We start from the raw sequence: 14,193 nt of genomic DNA on the forward strand, positions 1-14,193 counted from the left end.
CTTAACCCTCAATAGTTGAACCCTGCTTATCTTCTGATTGGTTTTGATACGCTTTAAGTAACGCCACTGATGCAGGTAACAGAGTTTGTAATTGTGTAATCAGCTTTTGGTGCTGCTGCCCTTGTTCATAGCGGCAGTCATGCTCTAGCTGTCGGGCTAACTCGGCAACTTGTAGTAAGCCAAAGCTAGCACTGGTGCTTTTGATGGTGTGAGCCTGCTCTCCAATTGCGCTAATTTCTTGAGCTTGCTGGTGTTGCAGCACAAGTTGCATGCGATGATCTAGCTCCTTCAAAACAATACCGATCATCTGTGTGCAGCGGTCTAAACCAATGTCTTGCTCCATTTGCTTGATTACTGAAATAGAGAGCGCGTCTATATCGGCCATAGTGTCTCTTGTCTGAGTGTCTTTTGTCTCAGTGGCAGGGTCTACAGCGCTACCCTCTGCTTCAGATGTTTCATCTGTGAGCGATAACTCGGGCTTAGCTTTGTGGTTATAAGTCTTGTCGTTATGGGGCAACCATCGCAGCAGTAAGCGCCTCAGCTCTGATAAGTTCACGGGTTTAGGTAAGAAGTCGTTCATACCCACCTCAAAGCAGCGTTCTTTGTCTGAAGTAACCACGTTAGCCGTCATGGCGATAATAGGGATGTGCTGGTATTTGACTTGTGCCCTGATCAGTTGAGTCGCCTCGTAACCGTTCATTTCTGGCATTTGCAGATCCATTAAAATCAGGTCAAAAGGTCGTTCTTTTAATGTTTGCAGCGCCTCAACACCGTTATTAGCCACTTCAATCTGTTGGTTCAGAGCCTCCAGCATACGAGTGGCAATCAGTTGATTGGTGATACTGTCTTCAACCAGTAGCACGCGATATTGCTCGTTCAGCGGCTGTTCTGATTGGGACAGTACAGTAGGGCTGTAGTTGGTAACGGTTGTATCGGTTTTGGGGCACTTAAGATACACGCAAAATTGGCTGCCTTTTCCTTCTATACTGCTAAAAACAATGTATCCCCCCATGAGTTTTGCAAGTCGCTGACTGATAACCAAACCTAAGCCTGAACCACCAAAGCGCCTAGAATCACTCTGATTGGCTTGAGTGAATTCGTTAAAGAGTAGAGCCTGTTTGTTGGCAGAAATTCCTACACCTGTGTCGGTAACGGCAAGACGGACGTAGAGTAGTTGGTCATTACTTTGTGGTAGTTTTTCCAACTCAACATGAATATGACCTTTAGGGGTGAACTTCACTGCATTACTGAGCAGGTTTAAGCAGATTTGTCGAATGCGCCCAGCATCAGCTAACACACAACGGTTGATAGAGGGGTCAATACTCACCTTAATAGGTAATGACAACTGTTGAGCTTTAGGGCCAATAATCACTAGAGCTTCGTCGATAATATTAGCTAAGCTGATTTCATTACTTTCAAGCGTCATTTTTCCGGCTTCGATTTTTGCGAAGTCTAAAATGTCGTTGATCAACTGCATCAGTACATCACTGCTCAACTCTGCGGCTTGAACCAACTCTAGTTGTTGAGTGCTTAATGGTGCATTTTTCAATAAAGAGATTGAGCCATGAATGCCATTTAAAGGGGTTCTAATTTCATGGCTCATGGCGGCTAAAAATTGCGATTTGGCAATGTTGGCGCTGTCGGCCGCCTCAATAGCCGCCTCTAGGCGTTGTTGATCTTGTATTCTTTGGGTGATGTCACTAACCACTAAGGTGTAGTAGAGCTGCCCATTGGCATCAAAGGCTTGAATATTAAATTCGATATGTAAAACCTCACCCTCTGGCGTTATCAGTTGTTGTTGGTGCAAATGGCTATTGATTAGGCTGTGGCGCTCAAGGGTTTCTATACGGCTTTCATGATCGACTCTTGCGATATGTAGCAGGTCAAATAGATCCAGTGATTCTTGCTCGGGTTTAATTCGGTTAAGCAGGTTAAACATACTCAGATTAAAACTAATGGTATTGCCCTCGTTGTCCATTAGTAAAATCGCGTTAATACTGGCATCCATTAACGCGGCTTTTAGAGCATTTTGCTGCTCAACCTCTCGCTGAATACGCTTTTCTAAAGATAAATTGCGTAGAGAGATAATCGTAAACGGCTCTTGCTCAGAACCCGTTTGAGAACCTCTAATCTCTACAGGGATAAAGCGCTGGTTTGGTGTGAATATACAGCTGTCTTCTAAATGAAAAGGCACTTGGTGACGGTAAAGTTGTGCCAATGCTGTTTTAGCCGCAGGCGGTAGTAGGGCATCTATTTGAATATCCGTTGCGGTCTCAAGGCCTAGGAGTTGTAGTGCGGCTAAGTTGGCAACAAATACCTCTTGTTGCGCGTTTAAGCCTAAAATACCCTCATCGGTGCTGTTTAATATCAGCTCTAAGCGGCGGTCTTTTTGCAACAGGTCGTGGTAAAGCGCATTTTGCTCATCTGATATTAGGCTTAAACGCTTAGACATACGATTAAAGGCTTCTGCGGTAGGTGTCAGTTCGCCTAAGTGTTCACTTTTAATCTTATAGCCAAGCTGACCAGATTCAACGGCACTGACCGCTTGCCTAAGCGCCTGTATACCTTTGCCATAATCACGAAATAGCCCCAAACCTAATAGCGCTACACCAGCAAGCAAACCTAAGGTTGTATAAAGGTGTTGCTGCTCTAGCTGGCGTAATGCTTTAACGGTAGGACGCAGGTTAAGGGCAATATCCACTTGATAGCGATGACTGCCAATACTCAGATCAGAGGTGGTGCAATAATAGGGTTTCTCTAGACTTAAATAGGTGTCGGGCTTGAAGTTGCCGTTGAAATAGCTGGCTCTTGCTTCTAATAAAAGCTTAGGTTTATCCGTTTCTATTGGGCTACTTTGCTGCTGGTCTCTAACGCGAATATAAGCGATATCACCCTGCCCTTGTGTCAGTTGAGTCAGCGCCAGCTCTAAGCGCTGCATAGGGGCTGTTAAGCCACCTTGTTGGCTATGAGATTTAATCAGGCTATCAATGAATTGATAATGGCTTTGATATTGAGCTTGAATACTGTTTTTGGTGTTCTGAGCTAAAGTTTGGCTGTGCAGATAGTAAAGTGTGCCGCCTATGGCGCACTCAATCAGTATTAAGCTGATTAACAAGCGAATTCTAAAACTCATAATAAACCTGTTTTTAGTGTGCCAACGTCTTGGCACTATACCCTAAGGTTAAGTAAGGTTGATTGGTTAACCCAGTGTTTTAAACGAGCACATATCTTAGGTAGAAAAGGTTTTAAGCGGTTGGCCTCTCGTTTTAACTCATCGGCTAATGAAGGATGCTCAACATCATTCATAATACAGCCAATAAGGTTGGCTTTAACTTGTTGTAGCTGTTCGCAGCTCTCCTCCAATATGCTCTGTGTGGTAAAGCCAGACTTGATCAGTAATAAGGTGGCATCGGTTTCAGAGCAAACAGTGCTTGCGGGAATATTACGGTAGTTAGTGGCATTAAGCGGAGAAGTGTCAATAATCACTCGATCATAGCTTTGCAGCCAATGCTGAATGGTCTCAGAAAACGCGCCTTGATTACGAAACGAGAGCGACGCTGTATTGCCCACAGGTGCAGGTAAATAATGTGTGCCTTGTGCCGATGGCGCGCAAATAGACGCGGTGGTTGACGCTCCAGCTTGCCAAGCCTGACGCTGAAAACCAAAAGAGTGGTCAAGGTTAGGACGCTGTAAGTTGAGATCAACCAACAGCACTTTATAACCATCAGCCTGATAGCGTTTTGACAGGGCATAGGCCAGCATCGAAGTGCCACAGTCACCATGACAGCCTGTTAACGCCGTGGTTTTATAGCCTTGAGCTTCTAATTGGCGATAGATGCGCTCTAGCTCAACATAGTGTACGGGTAAAGTGTTCATGGTGGCCTCTCCTATGGTGCTATGTACGGTTTTTCTACATGGTAGAAAACGGTTTATAGCAACAGCATTAAGGTTAAAAGACTGACCAGATCACGCACTAAAGCCATACTCTCTGACCAGCGGCTTTGGCTGCGCACGGGCATGAAAACAGTATCTCCTGCCCTTACTACAGGCAATAAGTGTGCCTGTGGCGCTTTTAAATAAGCTCTTAAATCAAAATGAGTGGTGCGCGTGTCGCAGCAACCTTGATGCACAATATGTACATCCTCTGTCAGTGCCTCGCTTGTGGGGCCGCCCGCTAAGGCCAATAGGTCTAACAGATTCATATCATCATTAAAGCGATAGTAGCCGGGGCTGTTTAAGGCTCCCATAATGCGAACCGACTTATGAGCTTGGTTAGGGTAGTTGGTTAACACTTGGTCAGGGATAAAAATAGTGTCCCCTGCTTGCAGCTGTGGCAGTAAGCTTTGATCGCCTGTTTCAAAGTACAGTGCCAGATCAATTTGTGTTAGCTGCACTGCTGATTGGTTACGGTGAATTACCCGCACCTCTCTTAGGTCTGCCTGTTGGCTGGGGCCATTGGCTGCAGCCAATACATCTAAGAAGCTGAGTTCAGGGCTAAAGCGATAGCGACCTGGCACTCCCACCTGACCCAAAATAAAAACGGACTCTTCACTTGATTGTTTAATCCAAGCCGCTTTATTACCTGAGGGTAGTTCTGGCTGGCGAGGAATGATGACCGTGTCACCGCCCTTAAGCTGCGGTAATGGCGTTTTATCTCGACCAGAAAGGTAGGCTTCTAGATTGAAAATTTCTGGTGCTTGCCCTTTTCGCTTAATACTGAGTTGCGCTAGATCGGCATCTTTGGCGGGGCCGCTACTCTCTGCTAGCAGATCAAGTAACGTCATCTCATTAGACCACTCATAACGTCCGGGGTTGGTGACCGCTCCCAGAACATGTACCGCTTTATCAGGGCTAATTTTTAACCAAGAGGTTTGGTTCAAGTCATTTTTCTCAGGCACAAAGATCGCATCACCTGCGGCAATTGTCGGCACACTTTGAGTATTTAAGCCCTCGGTATAAGCTTGCAGATCAAAGTTCACCACGGTGCCATTACGCCGAATAATACGAATTTCACGGCTTCTGGCATAACGAGTAGGGCCGCCAGCATTGGCTAAAATATCAAAGAAGCTTGCCTCTGCTTTGCTTTCATAAGCGCCGGGGCGAAACACTTCACCCATGATATAAATGGTACTGTTACCTGTTTTAATCTCTTCCTCTTTCATGGGCACAAAAATGGTTGCCCCTGCGGCCACTGCGGGCATTGACCTTGAGCTGCCGCTGTCTAAATAGGCTTTAAGATCAAAGAGCTGTGGTTCTCCTTCGGTAATGAGGCGGATCTGTGAAACACTGGCAAAGCGAGTGACACCACCTGCCCGCATCAGCAGATCAACCATATTTTGATCGGCTTCAAAACTGAATGTACCGGGGTTATGCACCTCACCAAAAATACGTACAGACTGCTTTTTTTCTGCGGCATCGCCACCAGCCAATAAACTGGCGGCATCAAACTCAACTTGCACGTTGCCTGTTAGAGGTGAGGAAGGTACAAACACTATGTCTAAAGGTTGTAGATCAGGTATTAGTGCTTCATCTCCGCTGTCCATATACTTTTTAAAATCAACAACCTGAACTTGCCCTGCCCGCTTGATCTGGATGCGGTCTAACTGCGCACCGGGTTTTAAACCACCCGCTGCCGTTAGTGCCATTTGCAAATTGCCTTGGCCTGAAATATTCACCTCGCCGGGCGTTTGAACGTAGCCCAACACGGTAACTAACAAGCGTGATTCTTTCAGGTTGATCTGGAGCTGCTCTGTATTGCGATAACTCTGCGCAAGCTGCTGGCGCACGACGCTTCTAAGGTCTTCAATGGTTAAGCCTGAAACTTTTACTAAACCTACTTCAGGCAGATTGATATAGCCTTGACGGTCAACCTCGAAGCTGTTTTCAAATCCTTCCTCACCTAAAAAGCTGATCTGTAATTGATCACCAATGCGGATTAGGGTTCTAACCTCGGTTTCAGCGTAAAGCCCCGTAGATAACAAGCTGCAAGCCATTGCTAACAGCCATATCCGTATCAATATGAAAGGTTTTACTGTCCTGTGATTACAGATGTCCATATTAACGATCTCCCCAAAGCTCCGTTACTGACGGCCAGTGTTTGACCTGCTGGCTGCGACTGCTGCGCTCCAGCAATAAACGAAGATTAAACCTTACTCGACGATTTTGTGCGCGGTTTTGTGCTAACGCATTGGTCGCAATAGGATTATGCTCGCCTTGAGCATCCGTTAAAATTTGATGATCAGCAATACCTTGCTGTTTTAAAAATGTTGTTACAGCCTCAGCTCGTTGTAGTGCTAACTGTGCATTATAAGACTCTGAGCCAACAGCATCGGTATGACCGATTAACTCGACGCGATAGACCGGATGGTTTTTCAACCAATGGCTTAAATTCAATAGCGGTGTGATCATCTCGTCAGGTAGTTTGGCTTGGTCGGTGGCAAAGCTGAATCGGCTTAACTCATCCAGTAGTGGCTGCATCGCCGTCAGTTGGCGGTCAGGTTGGCTGTCCATGCAGGTTGTGCGCGTTTGTAGATAGCGCAGACCATACTCCGTATCGTTAATCTGTTGATCAAGCACGCGTAAATCATGTAAAGCATCTTGGTTTAAACCGCTTAAGTGTTCTTGCTGAATGCGGTGTGCCAGTTGCTGCATACGATAAATACGCGCAGGTACACAGTCGCCGCCACCGGATAAGTTGAGTTGTTCGATACGCAAATTGGCAATACGCAACGCATCGGCTACTCGATTTTTTAAGCCTTGCTCAAGGGGGTAAGGGTAAGGTTGATAGCTGTTTTGTACGTCGTTTTGAGAGGCAGACCAACTCACACAGCCGCTACTGAGCATAACGCTTATCAATAAAAGCAGCTTTAAAATAAACAGGTAGACCGGAGCAGGTGCTCGTAATGGTTGAGCACCTGCAATATTGTTGCCTTGATGAGATTGGGCTAATTGCATGATCCTTCTCCCCTATTCCTGATCTACCACAGGCCTACAGATTCGCAGATTATCCAAATTAAGAGACCAGCGTTTCTGTCACACAGCTTCTGATGTCGGCATGAACCGGAATCGCTCTATTGATACGTAACAAAGTGGTAAGTTCTTTAGGTTGACCTGTTAAACCAACCAAAACCAGCTTTCGGTTTTGCTCACGTAGGCGCTTAAATAGAAACACTAAAGCACCAATACCTGAAGAGTCCATAAAGGTGACTTTGCTGAGATCGCACAGAATATGACCTGAGAACTGAGTGGGGATCTTTTCAAGCAGATCTTTGCGCTCAGCTACGGCAACACAATCAAGCTCGCCGCTGATCTCTAACACCTCATACTCATTTAAAGTGTAGTGTGATTGATACATGATCTTGCTCCTTAATAACCTACTTGTTTTGTCTGTTACTGAGCAGAAACCACACCAATTATATTAAATTCTTTAAAAACAATGAGTTAGAAGGTTGTCGGAACGTCAGGTAATAAAGAATTGCACTTTGCATTTGCAAAATGCAAAAACTTAGAAGTGATCACCCATAAGTTAAGGTTGATTGAATTCAAGTAATCAGTACTCTTCAGATTCACTTGATTATTGCATGGAGCCACAACTATGAATCCAGCAGGTTTAATTTTAGGACAAGATCAGCAGCATCGTTGTTGGTGGTGCGGCGAAAATGATGCGCTTTATCAGCATTATCATGACCATGAATGGGGGCACCCTGTCACTGACGATGTGCGTTTGTTTGAAAAAATCTGTTTAGAAGGTTTTCAAGCGGGCTTAAGTTGGATCACCATCTTACGTAAGCGGGAAAATTTTAGGGCTGCATTTGCAGGCTTCGATTTTCACAAGTTGACCCACTTTACAGAACAAGATGTTGAGCGCTTGTTGCAAGATGCCGGCATTATTCGCCATAGGGGTAAAATTCAAGCCACCCTTAATAACGCTGCCCGAGCGGTTGAAATGCAGCAAGAGTTTGGCTCATTAGCCGCTTATTTTTGGCACTTTGAACCCACACTAGAGCAGCGGCCAAACCAAGCGGATTACGAGAGCATTCGGCAAATCGCTCAAACTGAGTTGTCTCAGAAAATGAGTAAAGACCTGAAAAAACGGGGTTGGAAGTTTGTAGGCCCCACCACTTGTTATGCCTTTATGCAGGCAATGGGTTTGGTGAATGATCACCTTGAAGGTTGTTATGCCAGACAAGTTTGTTTAGACGCAAGAGCTGCACTCGATAAACCTATCGTGCTTGATAAGTAAAAGCGCAATGAAATTAGCAAAACTGGCCGCCTCATCAAAAAATGATAGGCGGCAGTAAAATCAGATGATCTAGTACCTAAGCCTTTTTTAGATGACTGGCGTGAAAGCTTAAATGCAGGTCAATAAAGCTGGCAATAAAGTAGTAGCTATGGTCATACCCCTGATGACGATAAAACTGTACAGGATAGTCGGCTTGTTGTGCCGCAGCTTGTAGCGCCTCTGGTTTTAGCTCTGTATGCAAAAATGAGTCATCTTCACCTTGATCAATGCGTATAGGTAATTTGATTAGCTTAGGCTGCGCCGCTGTTTGCTTGATCAGCTCGCAGCTGTCGTAAGCTCGCCAATGCTCAAGATTATTGCCTAAGTATGCACTGAATGCGGTTTGCCCCCAAGGGCAGTTCATTGGGTTGCTGATAGGGCTAAAAGCTGAGACGGCACAATATTGATCAGGGTTTCTCAAGGCAATAACAAGCGCACCATGCCCACCCATTGAGTGACCTGCAATAGAACGCTGTTGTGTGACTGGAAAGGTGGCCTCAATCAGACTTGGCAACTCCTGCACAATATAATCGTACATTTGATAATGAGCCTGCCAAGGCTGCTCTGTAGCATTAAGATAAAAGCCCGCTCCTTGCCCAAGACTGTAACTGCTGTCGTCGGCAACCGCCTCTCCCCTTGGGCTAGTGTCAGGTGCCACAATGGCAATGCCTAGCTCGGCGGCCACTCTCTGTGCCCCTGCTTTTTGCATAAAGTTTTCATCGGTGCAAGTCAGGCCTGAAAGCCAATACAACACAGGGACTTTTTCGCCATTGTTTACTTGAGGCGGCAAGTAAATAGCAAAGCGCATCTCGCAGTTTAAAACGGTTGATAGGTGACGATACTGCTTATGCCATCCGCCAAAGCTTTTGTTACAACTGATATTCTCAAGGCTCATCACATACTCCTGCATCACCCTTAATCGTAAACACACGAAAAAAGGTGATGGTGCTGGAAAGGTATTGCAGGTTTGGGCTACAGGTTGAAATGAACCACGCTGCGAATGCTCTTGCCCTCATGCATCAAGTCAAAAGCTTCATTGATTGCAGACAGCCCCATTGTGTGAGTAATAAAGTCATTCAGCTTGAACTCGCCACGTAGATATTGCTCAACAATACCCGGTAACTCAGAACGCCCTTTTACACCGCCAAAGGCACTACCCCGCCAGACGCGACCTGTAACCAATTGGAATGGACGTGTGGAGATCTCTTGTCCTGCACCCGCTACGCCGATAATTACAGACTCGCCCCAACCTTTATGACAGCACTCTAATGCCGAGCGCATCACATTAACGTTGCCAATACACTCAAAAGAGTAATCAACACCGCCATCAGTCAGCTCAACAATCACTTCTTGAATGGGCTTATCATAGTCATTGGGATTAATGCAGTCGGTTGCACCCAATTGACGGGCTAGGTCAAACTTACTGCTGTTAATATCAACCGCAATAATACGGCTGGCCTTGGCCATAGTCGCACCAATTACCGCAGATAAACCAATGCCGCCAATGCCAAAAATAGCAACGGTTGCCCCTTCTTCAACCTTTGCTGTGTTCAGTACCGCGCCCATGCCAGTTGTAACGCCACAGCCGAGCAAACAAACCTCTTCTAAGGGGGCCGCTTTATTCACCTTTGCCAAAGAGATTTCAGGCAGCACGGTATATTCAGAGAAAGTAGAACAGCCCATATAGTGATAAATGGGCTGGTCATCTTTATAAAAGCGGGTTGTGCCATCTGGCATTAAGCCTTTGCCTTGAGTGGCACGAATTTTCTGGCATAGATTGGTTTTGCCAGATAGGCAGAACTTGCACTCACCGCACTCAGGAGTGTAAAGCGGAATCACATGATCGCCCACGGCCACGCTGGTGACACCCTCACCAATTGACTCAACGATACCGCCACCTTCATGGCCTAAAATGGCAGGAAATACGCCCTCAGGGTCATCGCCAGACAAAGTGTAAGCATCAGTATGGCAAACCCCAGAAGCGACAATGCGTACACGCACTTCACCTTTTTGTGGTGGCATTACGTCAACTTCTTCAATAGAAAGAGGCTGGTTTGGCCCCCAAGCAATTGCAGCACGGGACTTGATTATTTCAGCGGTCATGGTTCTCACTCCTACATTATTTTGAAAGCCCATTGGCATTGTTTCAAAGTGTAGTTGTTTCTATAAAAATGATAATTGGCTTTTTTTGCAAATGACTTTTACTGTCGTGTAACAATACAATTGCCCTTTACCACCAGCATAGCGAGTGAATCATGACGCCAAAATGGGACGGTGTAAGTGAATTTGTCGCAGTAGTCGAAACAGGTAGTTTTACAGAAGCTGCCAAGCGTATGGCACTTTCAACCGCACAGATTAGCCGACAAGTGAGTCAGCTTGAACAACGCTTAGCAACCAAACTGTTGTATCGTACAACCCGCAAAGTTTCAGTAACCGAAGCAGGCCAGCTTTACTACCAACACTGTCGACAGGTATTAGAAGGTTTAGCAGAGGCAGAACGTGCGGTGGTACATTTGCAGGATACGCCAAGAGGCAAATTGAAAATCACCGCACCTATCACCTACGGTGAAAACATCATCGCCCCATTGCTGAATGACTTTGCCTTGCGCTACCCAGAGTTAGATATTCAGCTGGTGCTTAGCAACCAACGCTTTGATCTGGTTGAACAAGGGTTTGACCTTGCCATCAGAATTGGCCGATTAGAAAACTCAAGCATGATCGCCAAACCGCTATCCATGCGTAGCCTTTATACCTGCGCGGCACCTGATTATCTTCGCCAGTACGGCGAGCCGCATACCTTGTCAGAACTGGCAAGGCATAACTGCTTACTGGGCACCTTAGACTATTGGCGCTTTCAAGATGAACAAGCCAAACAAGAACATCACAAAGAGCGCAACCTACGGGTGAGTGGACGTCTAAGATACAACAGCGGCACCGCACTGTTAGATGCTGCTCTTAAAGGCCTTGGCATTGTTCAACTGCCTGATTTTTATGTACGAGATTATCTTGAACAAGGCTTATTAGTAGAGCTGCTACGTAACTATCAACCCATTGACGAGAATATTTGGGCGCTGTATCCGCATAACCGACAACTGTCGGCAAAAGTGAGATTATTGGTGGCGTTTTTAGAAGAAGCGTTACTCAGTAGATAAAGCGGGGTTTAAGGTCAGACGGCATGGCTTAGTGCAGAGTGCGTAATCAACGCAGTCTGTTAAACCTTTGGCTATAAGGTTGAGGAAAGAGTGTTGTTAGAACTACAGAAAAGAGAGTTTCATTATAAATAAATAGTGAATCAACTATTTGGTTTCACGTATCACACTGTTGGTGTTGGCAGAAAAACATATGTAGAGGTTGATTTACTTTAAATACTCTGAGTCAGTACGGGAAGCGATTTGCTCAGCAAGTGCGATTGGAATTGTACATTGCCTTTCTCGAAAACTGACCATGGCCAAATTGCCAATGAAAATACATTGCTCAAGTTTCAATATTCGGGTACGTTGACGGCCTATTTGGCCTGCCGATCTTTAGAGATACAATATGGTGAATAATCTCATTTAAGATAAGTTGTGCGGTTTATTTTTATTTTTTAGGCGTTGTATCTATATTTTTAAGGAGGAAGAATTGAAACTATCTGAACTTTTAAGAAAGGAAAATAATAATATAGATCTGTTTAGAGTTATTGCCGCAGTTATGGTTATATATGGCCATTCTTATGCTATTTCTCCTGAGGGAGGAAAGTTTGATTTAATTGGTGGTTTAATTGGTTATGACTATTCTGGCTCAATAGCTGTAAAGATTTTCTTTTTTCTTAGTGGGCTGGTTGTTACTAATTCTCTTCTTAATAATGGAGATTTAATTCGTTTTTTTATGTCTCGTGTTTTTAGAATTTGGCCTGCTCTTATATTGTCTAGTGTTTTGACAGCTTTTGTCATTGGGCCAATCCTGACATCATACTCTATCGCTGAATATTTTAGTAATAAGGAAGTATATAGCTATATCTTTAAAATATCAGTAATGAATATTCAATTTACTCTTCCTGGCGTCTTTTACAATAACCCATATCCAAATGCAGTGAACGGGTCTCTGTGGACTATCCCGTATGAAGTGCTTGCGTATGTATTACTATTTGTATTTCATGCTATTGGTGTGCTCAGCTCAAGAAAGTTAAGTGTAGCTATATTTGCTGTTATATTAATTGCGCCATTATTAAATTCAAAGGCAATATTTCCTTGGATTGTATCAAATCATGAGGTTGATTTTCTGTCTCCATGCTTTGCATTTGGAGCGATTCTTGCACTGAATAAAGATCTGGTAGTAATGCGTTTTAGCTTGTGTGCAGGTTTTTTTGTACTTTATTTTTTGTTTTCAGATACTATTTATGCGCCATATTTGCTGTATGCATCAATATTCTTTTTTATACTTTATGTGTCGTCGAGAAGTTTGTTTTTAAAGCTTAAGCCTAAAGCTGATATATCTTATGGTGTTTATCTTTGGGGTTTTCCCGTCCAGCAGATTATGGTGTACTATTTTAGCGGTCAGGGCGTTTTGTTTAATCAAGTAACATCAATATTAGCATCTCTTGCTCTTGGTTACTTATCTTGGCATTTATGTGAGAAGCACTTCATTAAATATGGTTCAAACCTGTCAACTTTTGTTAAAGGGCGGTTGCAGACTTTGGGGGCAATACCCCACTGAACTGATGTGATTGCGTTATCACTTCGCTAATAAAAGGCGAGAGTCGAGTCGGTATTCCTCAAGTGGGTCGTTACTGGCAACATCATGCACAACTCTTTGGATAACGAGCTTGGTGAAATACCCTGTGCGGAGCTATATGCAGGGTGTTGTGGGGGCTGAGGACTAAAAAACTCGACTTATTCGTAACCTATTGAGTAAAAAGCTGTTCTACCGTATTCATTGGCAAGAACATACGAACTCGACAGTTATGCTCGCATAGAACCTCAAAGCCAAATTTCGTATAAAAGGCTTGGGCAGAGCTAGTCAGACAATCAACAACAATGGCATACGCTTTCATGTGATGATTGACTGCCCATAAGTACTTAAGTGCCCTAATTAGGCTAACCTTTCCCAAGCCAGAGCCGTGATACTCCTTATGTACGGCAAGCTGAGCAAGTAAGAATACAGGTATGGGATAACTAGGGAGCTTCTTTGAGAGTTGTACGGGTAAGGTTTCGCGGCTAATTGAACTTGCTGCCACACTGTAAAACGCACAAATCGCATACTTTTGATTGAGCAATGGCTGAAGACTAGGTAACACCATTGTCCGGCTAATACCCGCTTGCATATGTTTAGCCGCTTGAGTTTTGATAAACGTATTTAACTCTTGCTCACTACAATCAAAAGAATTGCGATCATGTTTCGATTTACTCAGTTCAACGAACGCCTTACCCCAACTCACTTAATGCTACTCTCATCTGTAAATTTCGCCGCTTCAAGCAAAGCCTGATTGGGTGCTTTAGCTTTATCGCACGCATGCATAAATTTATCAAAGACGTTGTCCTTAACAGCGATGCTCTCATGCTTTTCAATTACGTGCGTAGCGTCTTCGTCCATTAACCTAACTACATATTCAGTTAAACTTCTTAGCGGCAAATTCTGAGTGCAACACCTAATCCAATATCGGGTAAGGTGTTGTTATGACATACAAAGAACTCAACATAGAAGAGCGTGCCACTATTCAAATTGGCCTGCTTCACAATCTCAGTCTGCGAAGTATTGCTCGCCTACTTGATCGAAGCCCCTCAACAATCAGTCGAGAGATTCGTCGTAACCAGCTTGCCGATGGCCTATACGAAGCACCTAAGGCTCAAGCCAACCGTCAGGCTCGAAGAGTAGGCTGTCGACCAGTGAAAAAGCTTGCTCAGGGTAATGAACTGTTTGACCTCGTGATTTTG

The 14,193-nt window shown here is 44.6% G+C and carries 13 protein-coding genes; 4 read left to right on the forward strand and 9 right to left on the reverse strand.

Features of this window, described 5'->3' with window-relative positions:
* Position 1: 1 nt before the first annotated feature.
* The 5 genes from B5D26_RS13080 to B5D26_RS13100 all read right to left on the reverse strand — a co-directional run bounded on the left by B5D26_RS13080 (position 2) and on the right by B5D26_RS13100 (position 7,354).
* Positions 2-3,133: a response regulator gene (locus B5D26_RS13080; RefSeq protein WP_078746172.1), complete on the reverse strand. Its 3,132-nt coding sequence runs from the start codon at positions 3,131-3,133 to the stop codon at positions 2-4.
* A gap of 35 nt (positions 3,134-3,168) precedes the next feature.
* A complete protein-coding gene (locus tag B5D26_RS13085) occupies positions 3,169-3,876 on the reverse strand; it encodes a nucleotide-binding protein (protein WP_078746173.1) in 708 nt (235 codons plus the stop codon).
* Between the two features lie 53 nt (positions 3,877-3,929).
* Positions 3,930-5,993, reverse strand: coding sequence for an SLBB domain-containing protein (locus B5D26_RS13090; protein WP_200810682.1), 2,064 nt, complete (start codon positions 5,991-5,993; stop codon positions 3,930-3,932).
* 64 nt (positions 5,994-6,057) lie between these two features.
* The gene (locus B5D26_RS13095; RefSeq protein ID WP_078746175.1) at positions 6,058-6,954 is read right to left on the reverse strand and encodes an OmpA family protein; all 897 of its coding nucleotides are present in this window, start codon (positions 6,952-6,954) and stop codon (positions 6,058-6,060) included.
* A 58-nt stretch (positions 6,955-7,012) separates the two neighbouring features.
* Positions 7,013-7,354 carry an STAS domain-containing protein gene (locus B5D26_RS13100; RefSeq protein ID WP_078746176.1) on the reverse strand — a complete coding sequence of 114 codons (342 nt, stop codon included), beginning with the start codon at positions 7,352-7,354 and terminating at the stop codon, positions 7,013-7,015.
* A 240-nt stretch (positions 7,355-7,594) separates the two neighbouring features.
* On the opposite strand from B5D26_RS13100, the gene B5D26_RS13105 reads away from it, so the two are divergent.
* Positions 7,595-8,242, forward strand: coding sequence for a DNA-3-methyladenine glycosylase I (locus tag B5D26_RS13105; RefSeq protein WP_078746177.1), 648 nt, complete (start codon positions 7,595-7,597; stop codon positions 8,240-8,242).
* Between the two features lie 76 nt (positions 8,243-8,318).
* Here the strand turns inward: B5D26_RS13105 and fghA are convergent, their stop codons facing one another.
* Together fghA and B5D26_RS13115 are read right to left on the reverse strand one after the other, a co-directional pair.
* Positions 8,319-9,176 (reverse strand): S-formylglutathione hydrolase, encoded by an 858-nt coding sequence (gene fghA, locus B5D26_RS13110; protein ID WP_078746178.1) that lies wholly within the window; start codon positions 9,174-9,176, stop codon positions 8,319-8,321.
* Between the two features lie 77 nt (positions 9,177-9,253).
* Positions 9,254-10,384 carry an S-(hydroxymethyl)glutathione dehydrogenase/class III alcohol dehydrogenase gene (locus B5D26_RS13115; RefSeq protein WP_078746179.1) on the reverse strand — a complete coding sequence of 377 codons (1,131 nt, stop codon included), beginning with the start codon at positions 10,382-10,384 and terminating at the stop codon, positions 9,254-9,256.
* A 152-nt stretch (positions 10,385-10,536) separates the two neighbouring features.
* Here B5D26_RS13115 and B5D26_RS13120 point away from each other — a divergent pair, with 152 nt between their 5' ends.
* Both B5D26_RS13120 and B5D26_RS13125 read left to right on the forward strand, forming a co-directional pair.
* Entirely contained in the window at positions 10,537-11,433 is an 897-nt protein-coding gene (locus tag B5D26_RS13120; RefSeq protein WP_078746180.1) for a LysR substrate-binding domain-containing protein, read from the forward strand.
* 469 nt (positions 11,434-11,902) lie between these two features.
* Positions 11,903-12,976, forward strand: a complete 1,074-nt coding sequence (locus B5D26_RS13125) for an acyltransferase family protein (RefSeq protein WP_078746181.1) — start codon at positions 11,903-11,905, stop codon at positions 12,974-12,976.
* Positions 12,977-13,163: 187 nt separating this feature from the next.
* On the opposite strand, the gene B5D26_RS13130 is transcribed toward B5D26_RS13125, so the two are convergent.
* Entirely contained in the window at positions 13,164-13,697 is a 534-nt protein-coding gene (locus tag B5D26_RS13130) for a GNAT family N-acetyltransferase (RefSeq protein WP_078746182.1), read from the reverse strand.
* Positions 13,694-13,891, reverse strand: coding sequence for a type II toxin-antitoxin system TacA family antitoxin (locus B5D26_RS13135; RefSeq protein ID WP_268808415.1), 198 nt, complete (start codon positions 13,889-13,891; stop codon positions 13,694-13,696). Before B5D26_RS13135 ends, B5D26_RS13130 begins: the two co-directional genes overlap by 4 nt.
* A gap of 44 nt (positions 13,892-13,935) precedes the next feature.
* Between B5D26_RS13135 and B5D26_RS13140 the strand changes: the two genes are divergently transcribed.
* Positions 13,936-14,193 (forward strand): helix-turn-helix domain-containing protein (locus B5D26_RS13140; protein WP_143833120.1); only part of this gene is annotated, 258 nt, incomplete at its 3' end.

It is taken from the genome of Oceanospirillum multiglobuliferum, assembly GCF_900167095.1.
In the GTDB taxonomy this organism is placed as follows: domain Bacteria; phylum Pseudomonadota; class Gammaproteobacteria; order Pseudomonadales; family Halomonadaceae; genus Oceanospirillum; species Oceanospirillum multiglobuliferum.